This window comes from Gammaproteobacteria bacterium, assembly GCA_029881255.1.
Taxonomy (GTDB): Bacteria; Pseudomonadota; Gammaproteobacteria; order S012-40; family S012-40; genus JAOUMY01.
Genome location: JAOUMY010000001.1, coordinates 68,352 through 94,823, shown reverse-complemented (window position 1 = coordinate 94,823; position 26,472 = coordinate 68,352). Strand labels below are relative to the sequence as shown.

Sequence of the window (26,472 nt, the reverse complement as noted above, 5' to 3'; positions counted from 1 at the left end):
GATCGTGTTAAATACTTAATTTTTCAATTTTTAAAACTTCCGGTTTTTGTTTTTTAAACTTAGGCATAGCCATGCCGATGTTGGCATTGATATAGGTGGGATCAGTAATATAAAAGGTCTTGCCTTTGTGGGTGATGGTGTCGCCATCAATTGCCGTATTCAAACGTACGGCGGTTGCCATGTGGCCGGGATATAAGAGCCCAACCACGTCTAGCCCCAGCAATTCATTTACCAGCCAGGCAAAAATAAAAGAACGATCCTCACAGTCCGACGCAGGATAAAAAAGAGTTTCCTCTGGAAATAACGGCTTCTCAAACCCGAATTGCTTATCGTCAGTATCGTATTTGAATGAGGTTTGGGAAAAACGCAACAATAGATTAATGGCGTCTAATTCAGTCAAGCCCTGAAGTACAGGGCGCAGCTGATCGGCCAATTGCTGACGAGGGGAGCTAACCGGATTTGCGTTGAAGTAAACGTCCCAGTGTACCTGCGGATAGGTTTTCATGAATTCAACGATATACTGATTGTTGGTTGTTTCAAATGCGTATTTATTATTTGTATACGAAAATTCGAGCTTTCTCTTTACGGTCTTATCACCAGTAATGGGTAAAGAATTCAACTGTAAATCAAAAAGTTTGTTGTTCTTATCGTATTCGCTATCGTATGTGAAGACGGATTTGACTCGTGGCTGTTTTCCGCCATCAAAATCGAGAATATAGTACTTCTGATTGTTATAGCTAAGCGATTGAGAGGAATAGATCTGCTGCTTTACAGGCAGTAGCAGAAACACCTGCCTGTCCTGATATGCCAGACGTGCGCGATAGCCGCTTTTGATGAGCAAGAACCAGGAAAACAAAACCTGTTCATTAGTCTGTCTTGGATAAACATCTCTCGCAACGCGGTCAACAAGTATGGCATACGCCCAGTCATTTAGTTGCAAATCCCTTTGCGAGGTTTGCAGTTGCTTGAGCAAAGGCTCAAATTCTGATTTGGCCAATAAAGACCAGCGTTCACTGAGGGTTTCTTTATCAATCACGCCACTCATGCGTTGTTGGATTTTTCTGTCGTAAGGAAACGCCAGTTCATTACCGAAAAAATCGAATTTTACCTGGACGCCATGTACAACCGGTTTTGGCGCAGGAGGAGGTGGAACTGGTTTAGGCGGTGGCTTACGCTCTGGTAGCGTAACCATTAGCGGCTCTACCAAGGTCTTTGATGGCGGAGGTTCGGGGGCCTTCGGCGGGGTGATAACCTTTTCCTCGTCAAAAAGCGGTTTTTCCTTGCGGCCTTTTATTTCAATCCAACTTGCCTTTAAGTGATCGGCAAACTCGCGATCCAGTTTCGACTTGTATTCCGAAAAATCATTCAGCTGTTGTCTTTTCCACTTTTCGAATTCACTTTCAGCCTCTACTACTGGCGATGCAAGTAGTAGTGTGAGTAAGCCACATATCAGCGGCCTGGCAAGATGCTTGTCTGATACTGTTTTCACAATCGTTTCCCTGTGTGTGACATAGGTCAAGGATAGTTCTGATGAAAAATTTAAACAACAGGTAATGTGTGATTATGGATTAACCGGTTCCTCGCGCCTGTAGTGAAATAAACTGAGCTGTTGTAGCATGTCGCACAGTAAACTCAGTTTAATCAGTGTAACTGCATGCGAGCCGGATTAAGTGCATGAGAAATGAGCCTGCGTTTCCGGGACTGAAGATGTACAAGTAAATACTCACTACTTTTCTATTGATGTAAATAATAGGCCAGATTAACAGGAGGAAAAATGACGGATCACGAACGCGTTGCTATCGAACGAGGACAATTCCTGCTAGGGAGTATTAAAGACGTAAAAAAGGATTTTCTGGCGTTTATGTTCAGGTTGTTCGAGACGCGTGGCAGGTTGGCCAAGTTCTTTCTGGGGAAGAAGGCTGTTTATTTGATTGGTGAGCCGGACATGATAGAGAAAGTCATGATTCGCCACAAAGATATCTTTGTTAAACCCTACGACCTGAACAAGCCTCGAGGTCTGGCGTTGGTCTTGGGCAAGGGGCTGGTCACCAGTCAGGGGGATTTGTGGAAACGGCAGCGCAAAATGATGCAGCCTATATTTCACAAGAGCAATATTGCCACGATGGTAAATACGATCAGCGCGCAAGGAGAGGCATTTGTTGCCAGTCTGCGGCAAACCACAGGTGCTGAGATCGACGTTTCTGGTCCGATTTCATCGCTGACTCTGGAAGTGATCTCACGCACTATGTTTGGGAAAAATGCGACGGAATTTGGAGATCGACTTCCGGAGGAACTGGCCGTGGCATTAAAGTACGCAATGCTAAATTTTTTCCACCCATTTCCAATGCCTCGTTATATCCCGACGAAAGGTAACCGACGCTTTGATCGCGCGATGAAGTTTTTGAGCTCTACTATTAGTTACATTATTGAGCAACGTGCGGAATCCATCACGTCGGCCGACGACTTGTTGCAACTATTGCTCGACAGCCGCGATGATGAAACCGGCCAAGCCATGAGCTCACAACAAATCGTTGATGAGGCCATTACCATGTATAGTGCCGGACATGAAACGACGGCGGCGGCCTTGATCTGGACCTTATATCTTCTGGCGACACATCAGGATATACAGCAGCAGGTGGCCGAGGAGATTCAACAAGCTTTAGGTGAAAACAGGCCGCGTTACGAGGATCTGGAAGCGATGCCTTTGACGCGAGCCGTTATTGAAGAAAGCATGAGATTGTATCCTCCCATCGTATTGTTGCTGCGGCGTGTCGACCAGAATGTCGAGATAGACGACGTCGCATTCGAAAAAGACGCTTACACCATTGTTAATCTCTATAATCTGAATCACGATCCCCAAATATGGGATGAGCCGGAAAAATTTTTGCCGGAGCGTTTTCTCGGTAAAGAAAATCAGAGCAAGGGCAAACCATTCTATCCTTTTGGCATAGGGCATCGGGTTTGTATTGGAAACCACTTCGCCATGATTGAGGCGGTGTTGTTACTCTCGCAGATTATTCAACAGTTCAGGGTCAAATATCATCGCGAGGAGGTGCCTAAACCTCAGTTAGCCATAAGTTTGAGACCTGCCCATGGAATGCCACTGATTTTTACTGAACGGCTCAGACCAGAGACAGGTGCTGCTAGTGAAGACGAAGTCAGCGTTGCGTTAGAGATATAAGGCTGTTTACGAATCGCGTTTACGTTGCAATCCATAGCGCTTCATTCTGTAGCGTAAGGTATCGCGTGTTACGCCGAGTATTTTGGCAGCAGCACTGACGTTCCAGGCAGTTTTATCTAGCGCGCGGAGAAGTAATTGTTTTTCAGTGTCGTGCAGATTGAGTTCGCTAGAAGGTTCCGGGAAGTTGTCGGTATTGAAGGCTTTTCGAACATCAGAAAATTTCAGATGTTCGGCAAGTAGGCGATCATGGACTGAGGTCACTATCTGCTTTTCCATCAGGTTGCGCAATTCTCGGACATTTCCTGGCCATGTATGCTGCTGGATGGCGTCGATAGCGCCATCAGTCAGTACAGGCACTGGCCGTTGGTAGACGTTTGACAAGATCTGTAGAAAATGTCTGGCCAATAGAGTTATGTCTCCACCGCGCTCACGCAAGGGCGGTGATTCTATCTGGATAATGGAAAGACGAAAGTACAGGTCGGCGCGAAAACTACCCTCGTCCACCAATTTGTCGAGCGGACGATTGCTTGCAGCGACGATACGTACATCGACTTTGCGGCTCTGCAAGGAACCTAAGGGGCGAACCTCTTTGTCCTCCAGTACCTTCAGTAATTTAAGTTGCACCTGCATCGGCATGTCACCGATTTCGTCGAGAAACAAGGTTCCGCCGTGGGCGGCTTCGAACAAGCCTTGTTTCTTGCTGATGGCGCCGGTAAAGGCCCCCTTTTCATGACCAAAAAGCTCAGACTCAACCAGTGACTCTGGCAAGGTTGTGCAATTTATTTCGACGAATGGTCCTTTACTTCGTTTGCCTTCGTAGTGTAATGCCTGGGCAATAAGTTCCTTACCCGTGCCGGTTTCTCCCACTATCAAAACCGGAGGGGCGTAGCTATGATCTGCGCCACCTTCGGTTTTGAGCAAAGCGCGTATCTCCTGTTTCAATTTCTTAATGACTTTGCTTTGGCCAACAATGCGTGATAGATACCCCTGTGCTTCCTTTGTGTTTTTGTCGAGCGATGCAGCGTCTATTCCTGTGAGTATATCTACTATCAATTGACGGACGGATTTGAGCGAAACAGGTTTGGTTAGAAATTCGTTTGCGCCGGACTTCATTGCTTCTACTGCAATATCAATACTGCCGTATGCCGTCATCATAATGACCGGACAGTTTGCATTGCTCGCGCGGATAGTCTTCAAAACCTCTATGCCGCTCATATCCCCCAGGCTGATGTCGAGCAATACCAGTTGCGGTGAAAATTCCCTAAATATCCGTATGCCCTCGTTGCCACTATAGGCATTACGGCAGGAAAATCCGGACTTCGTCAGATAGGTGGCGATGTTATTGGCAAATGTTCTTTCGTCTTCTATGATTAGAACGCGCAGCGGTGTCACGATTTCGCAATCCTCAAATAGACGCACACGGTAGTGCCTTTACCCGGCGCGGAGGCGATATCGATTGCGCCATGATGACGCTTCAATATCTGCCGAGTTAATGAAAGACCAACGCCTAGTCCATTACGTTTGGTGGAATAAAATGGCTCAAAGACGATTTGTTGCTGTTCCTGGCTTATTCCTATGCCATGTTCGCTAATGTTAAGAATGACTTCGTCGATACGACGCCCAGGGCATACTTCGAGTCGAATGATATTGTCCTGCGGTTGTGCCTCAATGGCGTTGGACAGTAATCCAACGATGATCTGAGTAAGTAACATACAGTTAAAGCTGACGTCTACCTGTTCGTTTGCGATTTCCCGAACAAAATGATTGCGGGCAAAACCAGGGTGATGTGCCAATGTTTGTAATGATTGTTCGATCACAGAGTGAAGCAAACATGTTTCGGTTACACCCTCTTGAACTTTCATTTCACTGAGGTACTGTCTTACCCACGCCTCCATCGTATCCGACTCCTCAATGATTAATTCGAGAAGTCTGTCAGTTTCGCTTTCATTATTATTCTCCATGGCAAGCTCGGCCGAAGAACGTATGCTTGCCAGTGGATTCCGTAGTCCATGCGCGACGGTTGAAGCCATCTCGCCTATGGTGACCAAGCGACTGGATTCTGCAATCTGTAGATCCTGAGACTTGATAACGCGCGATGCTCTACGTACCGTCCAGAACAGACTGAGAAATAAAAATAGACCGCCAGTGACTATGGCTGTCCAGACGGATCTTTTGATACTGACCAGTTGGTCTGATAATCCGAGTGGTACACGATAGACCTCCGCTACGGCTATTATGTCGCCATTTTTGTCTTTTGCTTTCCATATTGGAAGATAATATTCAACGAAAGTGTCCACGTCAGATGGAAGCAATATATGCTCAGCTTTGCTGAGTTCATGGTGATCTTCAAGGTTGGCAACAGGTGTTCCACTCAGGGCGGTATCCAACTCGTCGTTTTCGGAAAAATGTTGATCGACTAATTTTGCATGACTGGACCAGAGAATTTTGTGTTCGGTTGAATATACATTTGCGCGAATGATACCGGGTACCTGACTCAATTGTTCGAAAAATACGGTCAGGGGGCTGGGATTTGTTGTTGTCAGAGAGATATCAGATTCACTGCTTTGTCGAATTATGCTGTTGACAAACTCTGTCATTACATGTGCGTCATGTTCAAGTATGTTGCGGGTAAATATTTGTGAAAAATACCAAGCGCTTACAAGACTCAGTATGAGTATAGCGACAAACCCGGTTACAGAAAACCAGCGCACGATATCAAAGCGTTGATCGAAAATTCGACGGTGACGTGAAAACATAGTCAGTTGTTATTATCAAATCTATACAGGCGAAATGAATTATACACTGACTATTACGCGGGAATAAATACAAAGCTTGAGCGTTGGTGGGCGGGGAACTTTTTTCCAAATGAATTCGTGTATTAAACAGTTCGAGATTACGTCCAAGCAAGGTTCTCATAAAGGTAGATATATGTCGTGTTTTGCGCACAGATTAATCTTCGGTTTGTCTCTATTCTCACTATTCCTATTTCTTTCCTGTGGCCGGGGGGAGACAGGTAAATCTAACGACTCAAATACAGGATCGGTTTCCCTTTTCATTACCGATGCACCAAGTGACGATTTTGATTCTGTGTATGTCACGATAAGTGAAATATCACTCTTGGGCGGTTCGGAGAAAAGTGTCGAAGATGAAAACGACACGCAAGACGCTGAGAAAAATAATCGCATTACAATATTTTCCGGCGAAAAGACGATTGATTTGTTGGCCTTGCGCGACCATGCAGAGTTGTTTGCTATGCGAAGCGATGTGCCAACCGGGATGTATCGAAAGCTAAGGATGATATTAAAACAAAACGGTCTAGAGTTGGTGCGTAAAGACGATGAAGGTAATGTAATAGAGCGGGTGTTTCCATCGCTGACTGGGAATAGAAAAATAGATTTACTGGCACGCAAGGGTCTTGAAGTGAGGCCAGGAGAAAATCTTTCCATTCAGATTGATATTGATGCTGGTAAATCACTGCATATTATTCAAACAGGTAACGGCGCCTATCGGTTTCGTCCGGTTGTATTCATCGAAGCTGTCTCAGGAGCAATACAGACTAAACTCGTACGGCAATCCGGCGAGCTGACTGAGATTAGCGTAGACGGCGAGAATATTATTGTGTGTCGCAAAGCTGAAGATTCTTCTAGCTGTATGCAGGCAGATATCACATCGGCGAGCATCTTTGACGAGTTAGCGGAGATGGTTGAGCTGACGAATTCCGATGTTGGAAAATATGTAACCGTTATTGGTCATGTTCGAGAGGCTCAAAATGGCGTTAACGGGATGCCTATTGTAGAGGTTGCGCTTGTACAGATTGCCCCTATCGGAAGTTATCACCGCCTTTATGCCAATTTACAGGCTGAGTCGGCAGAGTTGCCAGGTGATATGATGCTGGAAACGTCTGAAGGCGAAATATTACGCGGGCGCCTACAGCCAAATGCCAGGATATTTTCCCGTGCCGGAGCACCTCTCACGGTCGAGAGCCTGACAATCGGAAAAAAGATGAAACTTGAAGGCGTTTTCGTCGATATCGACGGTGAAAGCGTTTTTCTTATTACGCTTATTATTGTTTCGCCGGAGGCGCCTTAGTGATCAGCTCATAGCGTGGTCATACTCGAACTGGACGGGCAGGTAATAATCGGGTGCTTTAAGAAGTTATTCCGGCTAAATAGAGGTTTTCCAACTGAGCGACAGTTGGACTGAATTCAAAGTGACTGGAGTCGACAACAGCGTTTTGAACTATCTTGTCTTTTAGCTGTGTATCTTGTTGAAGTTTCTTTAGTGAAAAATAGATTTCATCACTATTACAGTAGTCGACGACTAATGCATTGTGCTCGTGTTTGATTACTTCATTCGCAATGCCCGAGATGGTGACCACGCAAGGTATGCCTGCTGCCATTGCTTCGATATATACCTGGCCAAACGCCTCGATACGATGATTTATCGGCACGTGTATAAAATAATGCATGGCCTTGTATAAGGCATTCATTTCGGTTTCAAATTCAATCAAAATAATACGAGCGCCGCAATCCATACGGGCGATCATGTTCTCGACTTCTTGTCGTTGGCTGCCTTTCGCGTTCGCGATGACGGCGACAGATGTGGGTTCCTCGTTTAACAGTCTTTCCAGAGCACGCAAGGCGTAATCGACTCCCTTTAATGTCATCAGACGACTGACCATGCCATAGACGATACCATTGTCGGGTATACCATAGCGTTCCCGGATGAACTGTATTCTCGAAGCCTCGACGTGACGAAAATAGTCCAGTTTGAATCCGAGGTAAATGATGCTGATTTTTTTCTCGGGTACAGCCTCCTGATTTACTAGTATGTCGTGTACCAGTTTATCGGTGGCGACTATGTGCGTTGACAGCCGATTGATGTACCGATCATATTTCACCGCATGTGGGTGATAGTCATGATGAAAGCTGGAATGATGACGCGTATGTATTCGATTTTTTATCCGAGTTATCCACGCAGCCGTGAGCCCTGCCAGAGAGGCGCCAAATAAGTGTGTGTGCACGATGTCGGGTCGAGTGCGAAGAAAAAGCCCGATCAGGCGTAAAGTGGCTAAAGGCAGGTCTTTCTTTCCGCGATAGCTTATGTAGTGAACGGGTAGACCTTTTGCGCGTATATACTCGGCTGTGTCTGATGTTTGGGCATTTAGGAATACAAATGTGAAAGCGATATTTGTTCGATCGACCTCGTCGACAAACCACTCATATGCAGGCGCTTTCGTCATGTCGGAGAATACGATAGTCACCTTGAGTGGTTTACTCATAAATGACACGCCTTTTTGTTACGATGACTATTTTGAGACATTCCCTGTTTATCTGGATAGATAGTGACTGAGCAGTTCAGTAAACGGTTGTGAAAATCATACGTCTAAAGAAAAGGCTGTAGCGAATAATGTGCCAGTAAGTGCGTGAATGAGTACTAGGATATCGGTCTAAATATTTTTTGGAACGCTATAACGTGAACAGCGACATCCCTGTTGCACCGTTTAAGGCGGTAAGGTAAACGGGGAAACCCAGCGATGAGATGCCTCAGACGAGAAGCCGGGAGAAATCTCTTTTAGAGAGTTATCTTGCAGCAAAGAATAGGCGAATAGCTTTTGGCGCTCAACTGATAGCTGTGTCTCCACCATACCGACAGTAAAACCAGGCATGAGGGTTACACGTGCCGACATGGCCTCGTTCTTACCCGAAATCTCGCCGAGTATAGCTGTGTCCTGGGCCAGTGCAGGATTGAAGACACGGAAACTATCCGTCCAGTTTGTGCCTGCAGAAACCATATTACGTTTCACGACCAGTGTCTTAATAGTTTGACTGCGCGCAAACGGGCTGTATTCCGAGGTATATTCCGCTGCCAGTATTCGGCTCTGTTTATTGTCGATATAACTTCCTTGGCCGGACTCATCAAATTGAAAAAAATGTACGTGTGTATCTTGCGTGGTGGGTTTGCGGCAACTCTCCAGGGCGAGGGAGTTACCAAATACCCGTGTGCCACTGGCAATCAGATTGAACAGGCATTTATGTCCGGTAATCGGTGTCACATGCATCGGTTCCAACGAAGTGCTGTTTTTATCAATGAGTACAAAACGGCTGCCTTCGCTGGTGTCCTCCTGGTCGCTGACGGAAAGCACCAGCTTATTGTCAGTTAACAACATTTTACCTAAATCATGAGCGAGAAATTGCGCAAGCGTCTCCGGCATACTGCTGGTTCCTGCGGCCGGAATTCGTCTGACAATAAAATGATACAGCGGCGTTCCGTCTGTTCCTGTCGTAGCAACTTGCGTGTTTCTGATGACGAAATAGAGATAGTTGGAGTCAAATGCAAACAAGGGGTACTGGTTATGTTTAAATGCGCCAAATACCTGAAGTGCATGGTTGCTGTCTGGTACGGCTGAAAAGGATGGCATGTTGCCGCCTGGTGGTGTCACAAGCGTTTTACTTTGGGTGTTATAACGGTGTAAGTGAACACCGTGGGTGGCGAACCAAATTGAACTTCCGTTTTCTTCCTCGCCCAACCACACTATCCAGTCATTGCTGGTATCCGCATCTCCGTTAGTGGTAGGAACAGGTATCGACGTGTAACTGTTAAAATCTCGCGTGTAATGGCGCAAACTACCTGTCGCATCATTGACGACCCAACCGGTGAGTACGCCGCTATTCACGTCATGTACCGGTTGAAATATGGTGCCTGCAAGCTTGTGTGGAATTTCCAGTGGTAGCATGGATTCGCTAGCATTCAAGGCGACAAATCGCCATGTGGCTGAGTTTGCGTCACAGAGTTTCACGCGTTGATTCTTGTCGTTCTGTGACAGCATGGCTTCCTTGTAGACAATAATGGAGTTATCGACATTTTGATAATCCTGACCTACCAGAAGAAACTTGCCTTTGTTGTCACCTTTGCCATTGAGCTGGCACAAATTGCCTACGTTGAAACGTGCACCACTCGAAATGACTTGCGCCGCGCTAGAGCGTGTCTGCCAGATAGGTTGTCGATATAGGCGACTGTTTTTGGTAAACAGGAAACTGTCGGTGTGAAAATTCGTTACATGACGCGTCGAAGTGTCATACTGGCCGTCGAATATGAGTGTCGCATTGTAGTCGCGGTCGCGCACGGGCGGTAAAGCGGTTGTTTTGTCACTACGGTAGTCAAACGCGGTATCGAATAAAAAATCGGGTTTTCCCGAATTGCTGACGATGTCGCCACGAATACTATCGTTGAAGTCTTCGCTGTTTAACAGGCCGATTGACGAAGGTGGCTGGTCTTTGAATGAATTGGCGAAGGGGAGATAGCTTAGCGGTATATCTGAAAAACGAGGCCCATCTGTTGTATCAGGGTTTTTGTCCAAACCCTGGCCACAGGATGCGAGCAGCCCTAGACCTGCCAGTATGGCCAAATGTTTGCCGCCAACCCCAAGCTGTTGTCGAGTGATATGTATCGTCCCCACGTCGATATCCCCGTTTTTTTGAATTGTTAGTATGCGCAATTGTGCTTATGTCGACATTAGACATCTATGAAAATTGTCTGTCGAGACACCTGTTTTCTAGCTTACTAAAACGATTGAATCCAGTCCAGACATTAGTGCCGGTGTTATCTTTTAAAAACATAAGCTTATCTTTTGTCCAAGGCTGTTTGAGTCTGAAATTCCGGGTGTCAGCGAGGCTTGATCGATCTAAGCGTGGACTACCGCGTGTTTTACGTAGAGTGTCTTCAGTGGTTTGAAGCGCAGTAGTGCTATTCAAATGTAGAATGAGGCGATCCATCGGGTAGCTGGCTGATGAAAAAATGAACCAGGGCAACAAGGTGCTCGGAGTGAATCTAAAAGACGTTGCCGGCAATACTAAAAGTGTCGATGGCTTGGCTATCACCATTGGGTTTGCCTCGGTATTGAATGCCCATCGGCGAAGAAGCGGATCGAAAACGGGCCAATACTTCGTTTTGCAAAACCTCTTCTCTGGATAGCTAAAACAGGTTCCAACGAGACTGTAGATGGGGATGCCGCTCGACAAAGGAATTGATTTTTGAGTTGAGAATTTGCCCATAATATTCCGAGGCTCTTGTTGGTAGCTCGTGCAATTGAATGGCTTCAAACTGTTCTAGTGCTGACTCATACCGCTGCAATAAGTGTTGACCAATACCGGGTAGCGATTTGTGAAGATATTCAGCGAGTCTCGGTAAGATTAACTTTCTCGTATCTTCAAAAAACATGTTATGAAAATTCTTAGTGTCGATCAATACGCGTATCGTCTTCGGAGCATCATAAACGTGAGGCCAGATCGCATCAGACTTGAAATTGAAAATTTCGTGTGTTTGCGGTGATAACGTCAGTTTTCCCCAGGCAGAAAAATAAATTTTGAATTGAATGCCCTGCCAAGCGATAAAAACAGGACTATGGTGCAAAAAACGATCGAATAGAGAGTTCTTGACCCCTTTTTCTATTTCGCCTGGTGAAGAATTCAGCTGGAAATGTTCTCTAATTCTGAGATCTGTTCCATCGATTTCTGCATCTGACAGCTCACTGGTATCTATCACCAGTGTGTCGTCCGTTTCTCTACAGATCTGTTCGATACGATCAAAGCAAATAAAATCCGATAGAGCGCTTTTCGAAATGAGCCAGTCAGTGACATCCGCGGGTAGGGGCATTCCCGCAATAATATCGCGGAATAACCACATATTGGCGAGAGACATTGCCAGTGCCGAGGGGTTGCGCACCATATGTAAGGATTTTACCGTAGGTGTTTGCTGTATGTATTGCGACCAAAGATCGAGTTCCCGATGTTTATGAACAATGAAGATCGTTGAAGGGTAAACTTGCTCATGGATACGTAGAAAGAGATTGGCCTCGTTCCAGTGCGGAAGAAAGACGCCTTCATAGCGGGATAGCAGATTACACATTGCAATAGTGCCAACGCTGCCGACAGAAAAAATTATTTTGTTCAATACTCTTTACCTGGAGTCTTTGAGTAATTGCCTTTTGGAAGACTGCCTAGCCGTCGCCCTTGCTCAACGCGATGAAATGCAAAATAGGCTCCAGGCCGAATCAAGCGTATTTTGACTGGCGTGATTGTTGCTCACGTCACATTTATGCAGGGTACCATTTCTAGTTTGACCATCAGTCTGGCCGGAGAAAATTGATGTGACTACGACGATTGCACCGGGTCATGTGTACTGGATTACTGGTCTGGCTGGAGCGGGAAAAACGACAATTGGACGTTTGCTGCATACGCATTTACAGAGCATAGGTCAGGCATCGGTATACCTGGACGGAGACGTGCTACGCGAAGTTTTTGGGCATACACAATCACATAGCCTGGAACAACGGCGACAGCTGGCTTCACAGTACGGAAAAATGTGCCATATGCTTGCGACTCAAGGAATTGATGTCGTCTGTGCAACGATTTCGATGTTCGATGATGTTCGTGCCTGGAATAGGCAAGAAATTCGTCACTACCATGAAATTTATTTGAAAGTACCCATCGACGTATTGGTGCAGCGTGACCAGAAAGCGCTATACAGTCGAGCAATCGCTGGACAGGTATCGAATGTAATGGGCATCGATATTCCTGTGGAAGAACCAAAATGTCCAGATCTCGAGTTGTTGAATGATGGCGCTCTATCGCCGTTGCAAATTGTGCAACATATCGTGGATCACTTTCACCTTGAGGAAAAATCGTGAGAGCAGAAAAACTGGCGCCAGGTGATTTTACCGGGCTGGCTACAAACTATTCCAAGTTTCGTCCTGGCTATGCAGAAGCGGCACTAACGGCCTTGTTGAGCCAGGTTCGACATACCATCGATGAAATAGATTTTGTTGATGTAGGTGCTGGAACCGGCATCTGGACCCGAATGGTGGCCGAACGTGGTTGTGCCTCGGCGATTGCCATAGAGCCAAATGACGATATGCGCGAGCAGGGAAAAGCCGATAGTGGCAATTTAGCGATTACATGGAAGAAAGGCAGTGGTGAAAACACTGGACTAGCCAATAATAGCGTCGACCTGCTCACGATGGCATCTTCTTTTCATTGGGTAGACTTTGACAAAGGGATATCGGAATTTCATCGCGTATTGCGTCCGGGCGGACAGATGGCCGTATTGTGGAATCCGCGCTACATTGAGGCAAATCCTTTACTAGTTGAAATCGAACAGGCGCTTTACAAGATCGCACCCAATATTAAACGTGTATCCTCGGGACGGTCTGGCGTTACTGAACAACTTTCTGATCGTCTAAATACCAGTTCTCTATTCGAGGATGTCTTGTATATCGAAGGCCGACATACGGTACAGCAATCACCAGAGACATATCTAGGGGTATGGTGGTCAGTTAACGATATCCGGGCACAAGCAGGAGAAGAATCCTTCGCTCAATTCATGAACTATGTCGAAAAGAAAGTGAGTGGACTGGACGTGATTGAAACAACGTATCTGACGCGTCTATGGACGGCGCGAAGCAGAATATAGCGCATATGTCTCAGGTAGCGTTCGGTACGAAAGCGGAAAATCTCGCCACATTGTCGGGAAAGCTCGTAACCGGAAACCTGCTGCCACTTATTCTCGTAGAGGTTGGTCAGTGGCGAAAGGCGAAGGAAAACGTGCTTTCGCAAATAGAGTCGTCAGGGTGGTTTGACAAGAGTCTCATCGTCCGTAGTAGCTGCCTTCTAGAAGATACTCAGCATAGTACTATGGCAGGACACTTCAAATCGTTGCTGGATATTAGAGGCAAAGAGCAGGTTTCCAACGCTATAGATGCCGTTATCGCTTCATTCGGCCGAATCAATGATAAAGATCAGGTATTGATTCAACCCATGTTGACAAATGTGGTACGCGCTGGCGTCGCGTTTAGCCGAGATCCGAATTCTGGTGGACACTATTATGTAGTGAATTATGATGAGGGCAGTGGCAGTACAGACACGATTACCGCCGGGACATCTAATGATGTAAAGGTTGTGATAGGCATAAAGTCTAAAAGAAACAGACCGAATACCGCCTGGCTTCAACGACTTGCAGATTTGCTTGACGAACTTAGTTCGCTATTTGACAACGATGCTATTGATATTGAGTTTGCCGTCACGGAAAACGACGATCTGTACTTGTTGCAAGTTCGGCCTTTAGTATTACCCAATTCGACACATCTTAGTTGCGAGCAACAAACCCGGTTGCTGTCGCAAATAGAAAAAAAACTGGCGATGGCAATGCAGCCGCATCCGTATTTGCTGGGATCTCAGGCCGTATTCGGCGTGATGCCAGATTGGAACCCAGCGGAAATCATCGGAATACGTCCGCGGCCTTTGACATTATCACTTTACAAAGAACTGATTACCGATGCGATTTGGGCCTATCAGCGTGCCAATTACGGCTACCGAAACCTACGGAGTTTTCCCTTACTAAAAAGTTTCGGCGGATTTCCCTATATTGATGTCAGGGTAAGCTTTAATTCTTTCATTCCTTCCGATATCGAGCCTGGACTCGCAGGGCGACTGGTTGACCACTATCTGGATCAGCTGCGAGAGAATCCACACAATCATGACAAGGTGGAGTTTGAGATTATTTACTCCTGTTATACCCTTGATATTAAAAATCGAATAGAAAAACTGGAGCGTCACGGTTTTGCACAAGGTGAGCGCAATGCGCTTGTCAATAGTTTGCGGCGACTAACCAACCGTATTGTTGATCCAGAATCGGGTCTGTGGAAGGTAGATATAGAGAAAATTGCTGAACTGGAACAGCGACAACAAAAAATACTTGATTCGGATCTGGATATCCTGGAAAAAATCTATTGGCTTTTGGAAGACTGCAAGCGTTACGGTACATTGCCATTTGCAGGATTGGCCAGAGCAGGCTTTATTGCTGTACAGATGTTGAAGTCGCTAATCAATGTCGGCGTTCTTAGTGAGGATGACTATGAACGATTTATGAGTTCATTGAATACAGTGGGCTCGCAAATTAGCACAGATTTTGAGTTACTCAGTCGTGACGCATTCTTACAACGCTACGGACATTTGCGCCCCGGGACTTATGATATTTGTTCTCTTCGTTATGACGAAGCGCCGGAAAAGTATTTCGACTGGTCCACGCAAGGAACACTTGGGCGTAACCATGAGCGACGTGAATTCCGCATGTCTCTGGAAAAGATGAATATGCTGGAAGAACTGATGGCACAGCATGAGTTGAACCATAGTGGATTGAGTGTTTTGAATTTTATAAAATCCGCTATCGAGGGACGTGAGTATTCCAAATTCGTCTTTACGCGCAGCCTGAGCAATGCCATGCAATTGCTCCAATCGTATGGTGAAGAGCAGGGATTCGATCGCGAGGATATGTCGTATGTGGATATTGGCGTAGTGAAATATCTTTATGGTTCCTGGGAAGAGCCGCGCAATATTCTTGAAGAAAGTATCCGCAAGGGAAAGGCGGTTTATGAAGAAACCCGCTCTCTGGTACTTCCCCCGGTAATAACCGATCCCTCTCAGATCTGGTGGTTTAAGTTGCCGCGAGACGAGCCCAATTTTATTACGCTCAAGTCAGTCGAAGGAAAGGTCACGAGCAATCTTGACAATCGTCAAGGCCTGCGAGGAAGTATTGTTTTTATCGCTAGCGCCGATCCTGGCTATGACTGGCTGTTTGCAACTGGTATTGCGGGGCTGGTAACGATGTATGGCGGCGTTAACTCCCATATGGCAATTCGTGCAGGAGAGTTGGGTGTCCCTGCCGTCATAGGTGCGGGTGAAATGCAGTTTAGAACCTGGGCTGAGGCTACACTTCTCCAGCTTGACTGCGCGAATCGAAAGGTGATCGTACTGAAGTGAAACTGCTTGCAATAACCCAACGCGTCGCCAACGAAAACGATTATGAGGAGAGACGCGATTGCTTAGACCAGCGGTGGACGATGTTTCTACAAAGCATTGGTTATCTTCCACTGGTTTTGCCTAACAGCAGGTTTGCAGTGGAAGGGTTGTTCAAGAAAGTTAACCCAGTAGGTGTTTTGTTATCAGGCGGAAATGATCTCGTAACATATGGCGGTGAAACGCCTGAGCGTGACGACCTCGAAACATACCTGATTGAATACTGCATTAACAATAAAAAGCCAATGATGGGTGTATGCCGAGGCATGCAGGCAATACAACACTATTTCGGTGTTTCGCTTGTGTCAGTCACGGGACATATCAATGAAAGCCACAGAGTTTCGGGTGATGAGGCGCGTCATTCAGTAAATAGCTATCATCGATTAGCGGCCCGGCATTCCGTTTCGCCATTGAAAATTGTGGCGCAGGCAGAAGATGGTGTTATTGAAGCAGTCCAACACGAAACATTGCCCATCATGGGAATTATGTGGCATCCAGAACGTCAATTACCGACCGATCAAAAAGATGTTCTGCTATTTAGAAAGTGGTTTGATGGAGTGAAGAATTGAGGGCAATAATTCTTGCGGCGGGTAGAGGAAGTCGAATGAAGTCGGCAACGTCAGACCGCCCGAAATGTCTAGTCGAATTGGCCGGAAGAAGCTTGCTCCAATGGCAAACGTCGGCATTGCGCATGGCGGGAATTGATGAAATAGCCGTTGTTACTGGCTATAAAAGTGAAATGATAGAAGACCAAGGCCTGAAATGTTTTCACAATTCCCAATGGTCAGAAACCAATATGGTTGCATCTTTGTTCGCGGCCGATGACTGGCTGAGTCGGTCACCGTGTATCGTATCGTATGCGGACATATTTTATCCCGCTGCGACCGTAAAGAGATTGATCGAAAACACTCACAAATTTCTGATTTCCTATGATCCAGACTGGCTGAGTTTGTGGCAGGGACGGTTTAGTGATCCTCTGTCGGATGCCGAGACCTTTCGTCAAGACGACACCGGCAGGCTGATTGAAATTGGAAACAAGCCTGACAATTTGTCTCAAATTGAGGGGCAATATATGGGCTTGCTAAAACTAACACCTCAAGCCTGGCAATCTGTGAAGACATATGCTTCAGAATTGAGCCACGAGGAGTTTAATCGCCTCGATATGACGGGGCTATTGTCACAATTGATTGCGCGCGGTGAAAGAATATACGCAGTACCTACTGATCCAGGCTGGGGAGAAGTAGACAATGAAAATGACCTGGCGCACTATCAAGACCTCATCCTCAATGGCAAACTCGTAATGCCTTCATCAGAGTGAATGCGAAAATTAACTAAACTATGGTGCAACTTCTATATCGCAAATAGTGTGGAAGTATTCCTCTGGTAATTTGTATATTCCCTGCTAATGTTGATTCAATGTTTTGGAAAAACATAACGATAAGGATCATGTCCGAAACTGAGCCTACATCTGAATGTTATGAAGGAGAACGGAATGAAAGTGTTCTATCGCCTGTTTTTACTAGTGGTTCTATCGTTGTTGGGAATGCAGGTCTACGCTGCGGATTATACAATCAAGTATTCTCATGTGGTAGCTCCCGGAACGCCTAAGGGGAGAGCTGCCGATCTATTTGCTGAACTTGTAAACAAGCACACCAATGGTCGCGTTAAGGTAGAGGTGTTTCCCAATTCGCAGTTGTATGATGACAACAAAGTTCTGGAGGCAATGCGACTCAGTTCCAGCAAAACGACGGGGATTATGGCTGCGCCCAGTTTGTCAAAATTTGTAAAGTTTTCCCAAACGCTTCAGGCATTCGATCTGCCTTATCTGTTTGGCGATATCGCCGATGTCCATAAATTAGTGGACTCTCCGTTAATGGATCGTCTGACCACTGGCCTAGATAAAAAAGGCTTGCATGCGTTGACGGTATGGGACAATGGCATGAAGGTGTTCTCTACCAAAGGTGATAAGCCCCTGCGTGCTGTTCCAGCCGATTTTACAGGCAAAAAATTTCGCATCCAGTCTTCTAATATTGCCGCTTCTATGATTAGTCATCTCGGTGGAACGCCGCAAAAACTGCCATTTAAAGAAGTGTACACCGCTTTGGGTCAAGGTGTAGTGGATGGACAGGAAAATGCCTGGTCAAATATCTACTCAAAGAAATTTCATGAGGTTCAGGACTACATCAGCGTATCCGATCACTCTTATTTAGGATATCTCGTTGTGGTCAGTGATGAATTCTGGAAAAATCTGCCGGATGACATTCGCAAGCAAGTCACAAAGGCGTTGACTGAGGCAACCGATGCAAATCGTAAATATGCAGCGGAGGCCGATGTAGGTGATCGCAAGAAAATCGAAGAGGAAGGCTTTGCCAAGGTCGTAGAATTGAGCAAAGCAGAAAAGGCCGCATGGCGTAAGGCTAACGAGCCAGTGTGGAGCGAGTTTCGTGACGAGATAGGCGGTGATTTGATAGATGACATCAATAAGCTACTCGGCCGATAATCCATTTGAAAGGGAGGCTGCGAGCGCAGTCTCCTTTTACAATGACAAGATGTTTTATGTATTTACTTAATCGATCTATCGATTTATTCGAGAAATTTAGCATAACCATATTTTTCGCTGCGGCAACCATGTTGTTGTTTACGAATGTTGTATTGCGCTATCTTTTTGATACCGGATTAATCTGGGTTCTGGAGTTAGTACAGTATCTATTTGCCTGGGTAGTGTTGGTTGGTGCCGCTCATGGTGTTAAGGTCGGAATCCATCTCGGCATTGATATACTACTCGAACGTCTTTCTGATCACTGGCGTCGTGTTGTTCTAATCCTTGCGGTGCTTTGTTGTATCGTATTTGTTGCAATCGTAGATTATCATTCCTTTGTGTATACCTATCGAATCTATGAATGGGGTGATCTGACAGAAGATCTGCAAATTCCTCAATGGATACCTTATGTGTCTATTCCGGTTGGATTGTCTTTGATGCTATATCATTTTCTTTTCCTGGGCTGGGAAATTATCACCGGAAAACGCAATGCGCTACACGTTCACGAAGCGCATGTCATCGAAAAGACGGAGCGCTCCTGATGGCGGTAGCCGGATTATTTATCGGTTTACTGATACTGCTATTGATAGGCGTTCCCATCGCTATCAGTCTCGGTTTGAGTTCCTTGTCTTTTGTTATGTTCGGCTCTGAAGAATCGCCGACGATCATAGCGCAAAAACTGTTTAGTACGATGGAACACACCACGCTGCTGGCAATTCCATTCTTTATTCTTTCTTCGCATTTTTTGACTAGCGGCGGTGTATCGAAGCGCCTGGTAGAGTTCGCCAAATCCCTGGTGGGTTGGATGGACGGTGGACTAGCAATGGCCGGCGTTATTGCCTGTATGCTGTTTGCCGCGATTTCCGGTTCATCACCCGCTACGGTGGTAGCCATAGGCTCGATTCTGATTCCTGGCATGATACAGGCCGGGTATGACAAACGCTTCGCTGTTGGGGTCATCGCCACGGCTGGCAGCATGGGGATTCTGATCCCGCCCTCTATTCCGATGATAGTCTATGCCGATGCTGTCGAAGAATCTGTAGGTAAGATGTTTATTGCAGGAATTTTACCCGGCATTCTGGTGGGGGTTCTGTTGCTGCTGGCAACCTGGGTAACTGCGCGACGGCTGAAAATGCCACGCGATGAATGGCAAGGTTTTAAACATATTGCGATCAGTTTTCGTAACGCGTTTTCGGGTCTTTTTTTGATTTTTGTCGTGGTTGGTGGAATTTATGGCGGTGTATTCACGCCCACTGAGGCAGCTGCAGTTGCCGCTGTTTATTCCGCGTTTATTGCCTTATTCGTTCACAAAGACATGGGCTTTAAAGACGTACCCAGGGTAATGCTCGATTCGGCAAAAATGACCGCTGTTATTATGTTCATTATCGCCTGTGCGATGTTGTTTGCGCACGTCTTAACGGAAGAACAAGTCCCACAAGAATTGTCCAAAGCGGTAATCGAGCAGGACTTAAACCCAGGCGTTTTTTTATTGCTTGTCAATGTCATCCTTTGGTTTGCTGGCGATTTTATGGAACCATCGTCGATACTGTTGATTCTCGCGCCTCTCTTTCATCCTATTGCGGTTAGTTTGGGTATTGATCCCATACATCTCGGAATCATCATGACAACAAATATGGAGGTTGGAATGATAACGCCGCCTGTAGGGCTGAATCTCTATGTCGCCGCAGGTCTAACTGGAATGTCTTTGGGGCAGGTCACTCGCGCCGCCTTGCCGTGGATGTTGGTGTTGATAGTGGCGCTGATGATTATTACTTACGTGCCATGGATCAGCCTGATTCTGGTTGAAATGCTCTTTTAATTTCCCACTAGCAAATTCTGGTAAACCACATGTTGTTGGAGTTTTCGACTTCACAAATTTTGCTGACGCTGCTGATCTTTGTCTGGTCCGGTTTTGTGCGCAGTGGGCTTGGTTTTGGCGGTGCGGCTCTGGCACTACCGCTGATGTTGCTGATATACGATCAACCCATATTCTGGTTACCTATCATTGGCCTGCACTTGCTGATATTTTCTGCGCTTACACTGCTTACGCGTTTTCGCAACGTAGCCTGGTCATATATGATTCGCACCCTGCCTATTATTGTTCCTGCGGCTATCGCGGGTGTATTTGGCTTGATTAGCCTGCCAAACAGGGTAATGCTTATCTTTATCTATTCGGTTACTCTGTTCTATGCGTTTACTTGGATGACCGGACTGGTGATAAAAAGTAGCAATAAATGGCTTGATCGATTTCTGCTCGGAACTGGCGCCTATATTACGGGGGCTTCACTAACCGGAGCACCACTTATCGTTGCTGTATTCTCGCGCAACGTCGTTGCGCAACAAATGAGAAATACACTTTTGGTGCTTTGGTTTGTCGTGGTAAGCATCAAAATAGCTACGTTTATTTCTCTTGACGTTGAGCTACAATTGGATACCGCCTTAATGTTACTCCCGGTTGTGGCTGTTGGACATTGGCTCGGGTTAAAAGCACACGATTACATTATAGAAAAAGACAAGCTATTTAAGCAGGTAATCGGTGCGACACTCGTGTTAATAAGCCTCATAGGTCTGCTACGAATGTATTAAGTGCGAAGGGAACTTTTTACTGTTTTTGCGTCTATATGCTATAGACACCCGTATGGTGTAGTTGATATAGCCGATTGTTGAATGTCAAGTCGTATAAGGGAATGGCAATAATGAAAAAAACTATTTGTGGTTTGACTATATATGGCGTGTTTACGTTTCTATGCCTCGAAACGCAATCTGCCCTGGCAGCTGTTAATGTTAAAGAGAAACCGGATGTCTTAGAAATCGTCAGTCGTTGTGACAATAAAAATCCTGGATCGGATCAGCAGTCTCGCATGAGTATTACGATTACTGCAAAAAACGGTCAGAAAAGAACCACCACCTATCTGCGTCTATGGCGCGATATGAAAGGCGATCAGGGTTTGCTGGATAAAATGGTGTTGTTTACACTGTATCCACCTGACTCAGAGGGGACTGGGTTTATGCGCTGGGGCTATGACCACAACCAGGAGAAAAATGCACAACAGTGGGTGTACCTACCGAACCTGCGCTCTTTGAGACGAGTGTCCGTACGCGATCTCGGTGAGAGTTTTCTTGGCTCCGATCTGACCTATGGTGACATTACCCCCCGTCTGCCAGAACAGGACAAACATGAATTGCTTCGGATAGTAAAGGATAAAGACGGAGACGAATTTTACCTTGTTGAAAGCATACCTATCGAGACAGACAGTATCTACAGTCGCAAGGAGTCCTGGTATAAGAAAACTGCGGACCCGAAGGAATGCGTAAAGACGCGAATTGACTACTACGACAGGAAAGGCGCACCGTTAAAAAAACAGACCTTATCCTGGCAGAGAATAAACAATGCCTGGATGTGGAAAGAAGTGTCGGTAAAAAACGCCCAGACTATGCAGCAATCGTTGTTTGAAATCGATCATGTGAAAATTGACCAGGGAATAGACGACGATATGTTCTCAGAAAGACGTCTACGCTTGGGCATACGATGAGCGTATGCCCTCTCAAAAAATTTATCTCTCCCCACTCATGTGGTTTCGATCCGGTCTAATTCTAAGTATCTGGACGACGTTTAACTCAGCTTTCTTCTAAAGCACATTAAGTGTAAACATTTTCACACTTTGTGCCGATAAGTCTTGCGAGTTAAGCCGGATATCCTCCGTTTAAATCATCTGGCGAGCAAAATAAGCCTGTTTGTATACACTTCGCACCAGTGGTCCGGATAAATTGGTGCTCTTTTGCTCGAGCCATTCATGGAAGACGTATCAATATGACCAAGGAAGTCTGACGTATATATAGAAAATAGGAAAGAATAGGGTGAAAACACCTGTTTTTAGGCTGCTACGAAATTGCCAAAGACAAGCATGGCTTAGTCTTGCCGCTTTGCTTTTGACAACGGGCATGGATACCGTCTCTGCTGGCGAGGCGATTTTTGAGCACATAAAAGTTGGTGTACTTGCGCTCCGTGGCGAGGAGCGAACCTTGCGCATGTGGGGACCGACGGCTGAATACCTCTCCGAAATGATTCCTGGCTTCCACTTCGAAATCCTGCCTTTGAATAACGATACATTAGCCGAGGCGGTGCTGAAGAAAGAAGTAGACTTTGTTTTGTCTAACCCGGCCTCCTATGCTTCGCTCGAAGCGACTCATGGCATTTCCAGAATCGTCACCCTGAGAAACAAGCGCATGGGTGGTACGTATACAAAGTTCGGTGCACTTATCTTCACTCGCGCGGACCGTGAAGACATACGGTCGCTGGATGATATAAAGGGGAAATCCTTTATGGCCGTTCATCCCTCTGCCTTTGGCGGCTGGTGGATGGCGTTGAAGACATTTTATAGCCATGACATTCGTCCAGAAGATGAGTTTTCGGAGATAATTTTTAACGGACTTCCACAGGACAATATCGTTCTCGCTGTTTTAAAAGGTAAAGTAGACGCGGGGACTGTGAGAACAGATATCATAGAGCGTATGGCGAAAGAAGGCCGAATAAATCTCAATGATTTCTTTATAATTAACGCTCAAAATACCCCTGGGTTTCCTTTCGCGCACAGCACCGAGTTGTATCCAGAATGGGCGTTCGCTACGACCAAGCATACACTGGAGGCCCTGGCGCAGCAGGTGGCCATTGCGCTATTGCGACTCCCCCAAAATCATGAAGCAGTGCGTGCTGCAGACAGCGCAGGCTGGACAGTGCCTCTGGACTATCAGCCTGTACACGAATTGATGAAGGAATTACGCGTAGGCCCCTATAAAGATCTCGGAAAATTCAGTTTTAGTGATGTGTTTAAAAAATATGCGGCATGGATCATCGTCGATATTCTTCTTCTGGGAGGTATGGCGATTTTCGTTTTCTATATTTATCGTTTGAACCATAAAATTGAACACTCAAGACACTCATTGGAACTGTCCAAGTCGGAACTGGAAAATGAAGTCATTGAGCGAAAACGTGCGGAAGAATCGGAACACCGACAGGCAGAACAAATGCGAGCCTTGCATGAGGTTGCGACAAAATCAGGCCTAACGTTTGACGAGCAAATAGATGAACTATTGAAATTGGGTTGTCGGTTGTTTGGTCTGGAAATTGGCAGAGTTTGCCAGGTTGATACCGAAAAAAACGAAAACACCATTGTTAATGTGATTGCACCAGAAGGTGTGTCTTTAGAAAAGAATCAAAAATTAAAACTCTCTCAGACGATGTGTGGCCTGACGTTCGAACAAAATGATGCGCTGTTGTTAAAGGATGTATCAAAAACCGACTTCGCCAGTCATCCAGGGTATCTGGCGACACGATTGGGTGCATACATGGGCACGCCACTGCGTGTAAATGACCAAAAATTTGGGACAATCAATTTTGCCTCTTTCAGGCCAAACAAAAAACTAAAGGAAACAGATAAAGATTTGTTGGGACTGATGGCGCAATGGGTAAGTGTCGCTCTCGAAAGAAAGCAAGCGGAACTAGAGCTTCAAAACGCCAAGGAAGATGCGGAAATTGCGAATCATGCCAAGAGTGCGTTTCTTGCAAATATGAGTCACGAGTTGAGAACACCGTTAAATGCGATTATTGGCTACAGCGAAATGATACTGGATGAGCTTCCTGCAGGAGAAGCGCAGCTTCGCGGGGATGTGGACCGGATTTGTAATTCAGGAAAAAATTTGCTCAGTCTAATAAATGCGGTGCTTGACTTGTCTAAGATAGAAGCAGGAAAAATGACAGTTTCAGCGGAAGACTTCAATCTAGACGATTTGATTGGCGAAGTGGTGTCCACGGTGAGACCTATGGTGCTTAGGAATCGCAATCGTTTGGAAGTGAATGCGCCCGATAAAAAAATTCTGATGTATGCCGACAGGGTAAAGCTAAGACAAATACTGCTGAATCTATTGAGCAATGCCTGCAAGTTCACGCATGAAGGTACAATAGGCATCAACTTTTCTGCAATAAAAGAAAAGGGCGAGTCTCTTGTTGTGATTTCCGTTAGTGATTCTGGCGTGGGTATATCAGAGGAGGATGCAAAAAGCCTCTTTGATGAATTCACTCAGGTGGAAAAAGCCCAGTTTCAGGATCATGCAGGTACGGGCTTAGGTTTGGCAATAAGTAAGAAGTTTTGTCGGCTTATGGGCGGTGATGTTGAATTAACAAGTGAGTTAAATAAAGGGTCGGTATTTACTATAACATTGCCAAGAGATTTTGATGATGGTGTGGCAGAGAATGGAGATGAAAGCCGGGCTGCTGTTAATCATTAATCACTGAGTGTGCCTACAGATCTTACAAAAAAAATCAGCCCCTGCAAAGCAGGGGCTGATTCGTTCGAAGATTCAGATTATGGCTGAACCATTGCGTAACCTCTCATCTGAAGATCAGCAAGAGCAGTCACGCCAGAAGTAGTAAACCCGATTCCAGGAATCATGTCATAAAGACCGATGTGCTTGGAGCGAGCAGTATTCTGACAAAACAGAACTTTTACGCCTTTATCCAGCAAGCCCGCAACTGCATTGCGGAAAGGATTTTTAGCTGGATCGTCTAGAACCAAAGACCAACCAGCGCTGTGGATAACAGCAACAAGTTCGTAATCGCGACCACGAACCATTCCGTGTAGGTTTTCGTAATCCTTGATTGCGTTACCGATGTTGCCTACCGCATAAGGAGCGGTACAAGTAGCATCTTTACATTTCGTGTTGATTTGATAAACGACTTTCACATGGCTCTTTTTAGAAAGACAACGTGTAAGATCTCCTGAGCCAGCACCGAATTCGGCATCAATCGCCCATTTCGCTTCGTCAGAACATTCTGTGTGTCCACCACTCTTGTCTGCAAACGCCGCTGGTGCCACAAACATACTCAAGATCAATACTGCTGATGAATAAAGCTTCTTCATAACAACTCTCTCTATCGTTTAATTTATAAGACTCATGTAATGAGTGCTGGTACGACTTGCTTAGTTAACATATATGAAAACTCTTCAAGAGACGTCGAAGTAGATCTCAAAACAAACGAAGTCTTGTTAGACAGAATTCAATTTGAGTCACTTCATCCAGCTGGGGAATTATTACCCGAACTTGCCGATGCGATCAAAGGGTCTGGGGGGGTGTTGTATTGAATGTGAGAAGCGCTATACGAAATAACACGACTTTAAAATAATTATTGAAAAGTGTCTCATCGAAAACGCAAAAAATGCGGTAAGCCTTGTTAGAAAAAAACACTATAGGCGTTCTAATTGTGCATTCTTTTGCATGATTGAATCTATGCCTTCGAAAAGGAATTCAAATAAATGCTTATATCGAAAACAGCGCATGATACTGGTTTATACCATTGTGAAAACTGAGTGTATGTAGAAGAAGTTTTAAATGTGACCAGTGACTGCTGGCAATGCGCGAATCCACTTAATGATAGAAATCTACACCGACTTACATTGGCTCTAATTCTGTGTAGATGCAGTACATGTTATGCTGTCGTTTTTGATATCGATGAAAAGACTTTATGGCCAAGCTGTTTACCGTCACCGCGCCCCTGACGATACGTTCGCCCAATGGAGATAAGCGGGTTGCAGCCGCGCTTTATCCCCACCCGGAAGGCATATTGTATTTCGAACTGTACTGGGACGTGGTCGCTCAAGAGCAGGGGATCGAGTTCGCTGCGCATGTGATCCGCGGGGAGATTAAAGGTGAGGGGCCGTGGAAGGTCGGAGACCATGTCCTGCATGTACTGGGTTGCCACGGTAGCGAGCCACAGCTAGCCCACCTGTTCGAGTGCTGGCAACAACATTGTCAACAAAAGGGGTATGCGCAAAACTCCCGCGAAATGCTTATCGAACACGCGCGTAAAATGGGCGCTCTATGTTAAACAAAAACAAGCAATTAAC

22 protein-coding genes are annotated in these 26,472 nt (G+C 45.8%); 14 read left to right on the top strand and 8 right to left on the bottom strand.

Annotated elements, in window-relative coordinates; genetic code table 11:
- Positions 1-7: 7 nt before the first annotated feature.
- Positions 8-1,489: a hypothetical protein gene (locus OEZ43_00395; GenBank protein ID MDH5544016.1), complete on the bottom strand. Its 1,482-nt coding sequence runs from the start codon at positions 1,487-1,489 to the stop codon at positions 8-10.
- A gap of 285 nt (positions 1,490-1,774) precedes the next feature.
- Here OEZ43_00395 and OEZ43_00390 point away from each other — a divergent pair, with 285 nt between their 5' ends.
- Entirely contained in the window at positions 1,775-3,181 is a 1,407-nt protein-coding gene (locus OEZ43_00390) for a cytochrome P450 (GenBank protein ID MDH5544015.1), read from the top strand.
- A 6-nt stretch (positions 3,182-3,187) separates the two neighbouring features.
- Here OEZ43_00390 and OEZ43_00385 read toward each other — a convergent pair whose 3' ends face one another.
- The gene (locus OEZ43_00385; GenBank protein MDH5544014.1) at positions 3,188-4,573 is read right to left on the bottom strand and encodes a sigma-54 dependent transcriptional regulator; all 1,386 of its coding nucleotides are present in this window, start codon (positions 4,571-4,573) and stop codon (positions 3,188-3,190) included.
- On the bottom strand, positions 4,570-5,937 hold the full coding sequence (locus tag OEZ43_00380; protein MDH5544013.1) for a HAMP domain-containing histidine kinase: 1,368 nt from the start codon (positions 5,935-5,937) through the stop codon (positions 4,570-4,572). Before OEZ43_00380 ends, OEZ43_00385 begins: the two co-directional genes overlap by 4 nt.
- A gap of 172 nt (positions 5,938-6,109) precedes the next feature.
- Between OEZ43_00380 and OEZ43_00375 the strand changes: the two genes are divergently transcribed.
- Positions 6,110-7,270 carry a DUF4382 domain-containing protein gene (locus tag OEZ43_00375; GenBank protein ID MDH5544012.1) on the top strand — a complete coding sequence of 387 codons (1,161 nt, stop codon included), beginning with the start codon at positions 6,110-6,112 and terminating at the stop codon, positions 7,268-7,270.
- Between the two features lie 58 nt (positions 7,271-7,328).
- Here the strand turns inward: OEZ43_00375 and OEZ43_00370 are convergent, their stop codons facing one another.
- From OEZ43_00370 to OEZ43_00355, 4 genes are all read right to left on the bottom strand, one after another.
- Complete coding sequence (locus OEZ43_00370) at positions 7,329-8,462, bottom strand: glycosyltransferase family 4 protein (GenBank protein ID MDH5544011.1); 1,134 nt, start codon at positions 8,460-8,462, stop codon at positions 7,329-7,331.
- Between the two features lie 222 nt (positions 8,463-8,684).
- Positions 8,685-10,640 carry a hypothetical protein gene (locus OEZ43_00365; GenBank protein ID MDH5544010.1) on the bottom strand — a complete coding sequence of 652 codons (1,956 nt, stop codon included), beginning with the start codon at positions 10,638-10,640 and terminating at the stop codon, positions 8,685-8,687.
- A gap of 371 nt (positions 10,641-11,011) precedes the next feature.
- Positions 11,012-11,137 (bottom strand): hypothetical protein, encoded by a 126-nt coding sequence (locus OEZ43_00360; protein ID MDH5544009.1) that lies wholly within the window; start codon positions 11,135-11,137, stop codon positions 11,012-11,014.
- Positions 11,138-11,155: 18 nt separating this feature from the next.
- On the bottom strand, positions 11,156-12,133 hold the full coding sequence (locus OEZ43_00355) for a hypothetical protein (GenBank protein ID MDH5544008.1): 978 nt from the start codon (positions 12,131-12,133) through the stop codon (positions 11,156-11,158).
- Between the two features lie 196 nt (positions 12,134-12,329).
- Between OEZ43_00355 and OEZ43_00350 the strand changes: the two genes are divergently transcribed.
- The 11 genes from OEZ43_00350 (at position 12,330) to OEZ43_00300 (ending at position 24,856) form a co-directional block, all read left to right on the top strand.
- Positions 12,330-12,869 carry an adenylyl-sulfate kinase gene (locus tag OEZ43_00350; GenBank protein ID MDH5544007.1) on the top strand — a complete coding sequence of 180 codons (540 nt, stop codon included), beginning with the start codon at positions 12,330-12,332 and terminating at the stop codon, positions 12,867-12,869.
- Entirely contained in the window at positions 12,866-13,651 is a 786-nt protein-coding gene (locus OEZ43_00345) for a class I SAM-dependent methyltransferase (protein ID MDH5544006.1), read from the top strand. Before OEZ43_00350 ends, OEZ43_00345 begins: the two co-directional genes overlap by 4 nt.
- Before the next feature lie 5 nt (positions 13,652-13,656).
- A complete protein-coding gene (locus OEZ43_00340; protein MDH5544005.1) occupies positions 13,657-15,996 on the top strand; it encodes a PEP-utilizing enzyme in 2,340 nt (779 codons plus the stop codon).
- Positions 15,993-16,601 carry a gamma-glutamyl-gamma-aminobutyrate hydrolase family protein gene (locus tag OEZ43_00335; GenBank protein ID MDH5544004.1) on the top strand — a complete coding sequence of 203 codons (609 nt, stop codon included), beginning with the start codon at positions 15,993-15,995 and terminating at the stop codon, positions 16,599-16,601. The genes OEZ43_00340 and OEZ43_00335 overlap by 4 nt, the downstream gene beginning before the upstream one ends.
- A complete protein-coding gene (locus OEZ43_00330; protein MDH5544003.1) occupies positions 16,598-17,350 on the top strand; it encodes a phosphocholine cytidylyltransferase family protein in 753 nt (250 codons plus the stop codon). Before OEZ43_00335 ends, OEZ43_00330 begins: the two co-directional genes overlap by 4 nt.
- 174 nt (positions 17,351-17,524) lie before the next feature.
- Positions 17,525-18,532 carry a TRAP transporter substrate-binding protein gene (locus tag OEZ43_00325; GenBank protein MDH5544002.1) on the top strand — a complete coding sequence of 336 codons (1,008 nt, stop codon included), beginning with the start codon at positions 17,525-17,527 and terminating at the stop codon, positions 18,530-18,532.
- A gap of 56 nt (positions 18,533-18,588) precedes the next feature.
- Entirely contained in the window at positions 18,589-19,113 is a 525-nt protein-coding gene (locus OEZ43_00320) for a TRAP transporter small permease (GenBank protein ID MDH5544001.1), read from the top strand.
- Positions 19,113-20,390, top strand: a complete 1,278-nt coding sequence (locus tag OEZ43_00315; GenBank protein ID MDH5544000.1) for a TRAP transporter large permease subunit — start codon at positions 19,113-19,115, stop codon at positions 20,388-20,390. The genes OEZ43_00320 and OEZ43_00315 overlap by 1 nt, the downstream gene beginning before the upstream one ends.
- Positions 20,391-20,419: 29 nt before the next feature.
- Positions 20,420-21,157 carry a TSUP family transporter gene (locus OEZ43_00310; GenBank protein ID MDH5543999.1) on the top strand — a complete coding sequence of 246 codons (738 nt, stop codon included), beginning with the start codon at positions 20,420-20,422 and terminating at the stop codon, positions 21,155-21,157.
- Between the two features lie 110 nt (positions 21,158-21,267).
- Positions 21,268-22,104 carry an outer membrane lipoprotein-sorting protein gene (locus OEZ43_00305; GenBank protein ID MDH5543998.1) on the top strand — a complete coding sequence of 279 codons (837 nt, stop codon included), beginning with the start codon at positions 21,268-21,270 and terminating at the stop codon, positions 22,102-22,104.
- 325 nt (positions 22,105-22,429) lie between these two features.
- Positions 22,430-24,856 (top strand): PhnD/SsuA/transferrin family substrate-binding protein, encoded by a 2,427-nt coding sequence (locus OEZ43_00300; protein ID MDH5543997.1) that lies wholly within the window; start codon positions 22,430-22,432, stop codon positions 24,854-24,856.
- A gap of 77 nt (positions 24,857-24,933) precedes the next feature.
- On the opposite strand, the gene OEZ43_00295 is transcribed toward OEZ43_00300, so the two are convergent.
- A complete protein-coding gene (locus OEZ43_00295) occupies positions 24,934-25,488 on the bottom strand; it encodes a DsrE family protein (protein ID MDH5543996.1) in 555 nt (184 codons plus the stop codon).
- A gap of 602 nt (positions 25,489-26,090) precedes the next feature.
- Between OEZ43_00295 and OEZ43_00290 the strand changes: the two genes are divergently transcribed.
- Positions 26,091-26,453 carry a hypothetical protein gene (locus OEZ43_00290; protein ID MDH5543995.1) on the top strand — a complete coding sequence of 121 codons (363 nt, stop codon included), beginning with the start codon at positions 26,091-26,093 and terminating at the stop codon, positions 26,451-26,453.
- Positions 26,454-26,472 lie beyond the last annotated feature (19 nt).

Bases quoted from the DNA above. Each gene is read 5' to 3' on its own strand.
- OEZ43_00390 (MDH5544015.1), top strand. From the start codon at position 1,775: ATGACGGATCACGAACGCGTTGCTATCGAACGAGGACAATTCCTGCTA.
- OEZ43_00380 (MDH5544013.1), bottom strand. From the start codon at position 5,937: ATGTTTTCACGTCACCGTCGAATTTTCGATCAACGCTTTGATATCGTG.
- OEZ43_00375 (MDH5544012.1), top strand. From the start codon at position 6,110: ATGTCGTGTTTTGCGCACAGATTAATCTTCGGTTTGTCTCTATTCTCA.
- OEZ43_00370 (MDH5544011.1), bottom strand. From the start codon at position 8,462: ATGAGTAAACCACTCAAGGTGACTATCGTATTCTCCGACATGACGAAA.
- OEZ43_00340 (MDH5544005.1), top strand. From the start codon at position 13,657: ATGTCTCAGGTAGCGTTCGGTACGAAAGCGGAAAATCTCGCCACATTG.
- OEZ43_00325 (MDH5544002.1), top strand. From the start codon at position 17,525: ATGAAAGTGTTCTATCGCCTGTTTTTACTAGTGGTTCTATCGTTGTTG.
- OEZ43_00320 (MDH5544001.1), top strand. From the start codon at position 18,589: ATGTATTTACTTAATCGATCTATCGATTTATTCGAGAAATTTAGCATA.
- OEZ43_00315 (MDH5544000.1), top strand. From the start codon at position 19,113: ATGGCGGTAGCCGGATTATTTATCGGTTTACTGATACTGCTATTGATA.
- OEZ43_00310 (MDH5543999.1), top strand. From the start codon at position 20,420: ATGTTGTTGGAGTTTTCGACTTCACAAATTTTGCTGACGCTGCTGATC.
- OEZ43_00305 (MDH5543998.1), top strand. From the start codon at position 21,268: ATGAAAAAAACTATTTGTGGTTTGACTATATATGGCGTGTTTACGTTT.
- OEZ43_00295 (MDH5543996.1), bottom strand. From the start codon at position 25,488: ATGAAGAAGCTTTATTCATCAGCAGTATTGATCTTGAGTATGTTTGTG.
- OEZ43_00290 (MDH5543995.1), top strand. From the start codon at position 26,091: ATGGCCAAGCTGTTTACCGTCACCGCGCCCCTGACGATACGTTCGCCC.